The following is a 411-nucleotide window of genomic DNA, read 5'->3' as shown; positions in this document are numbered from 1 at the left end:
ATGTAGCGAAATGCCGAATAATCCAACGACAGACTCCGAGAGGGCCGTTTTCCGCCCCCAGCGGCCCCAGTTGGCTCCGAATGGCGCCCAGATGGCCTCCAGCGGCGCCCCCACCGGCCCCCACCGGCTCCCGCCGGCCCCCAACTTCCCCCACTGCCCGCAGGCGCCCGCTTGCGCCGCGAAAAGTCGGCTCCGGCGGCCTGTGTGCCTATGTCCAGCCCCAGACGGGGCGGCAGACGCTGAGCGGGAGAAGCGCGTAGCGATCTGTGGCGGCTTATGAACGGCCACAGACGGGCGCCGGACGCTAAACGGTGAGGAGCGCGTAGCGATTTGATGCGCCCACCGGCCCCGCCGAGGGACTGGACCGGCCCCGGGCTGCGACTGGGCTCCGCGGGAGCCTTGCCCGCCGGG

This window comes from Streptomyces xanthophaeus (assembly GCF_000725805.1).
GTDB classification, from domain to species: Bacteria; Actinomycetota; Actinomycetes; order Streptomycetales; family Streptomycetaceae; genus Streptomyces; species Streptomyces xanthophaeus.
Note: the sequence above shows the minus strand (reverse complement) of the source record.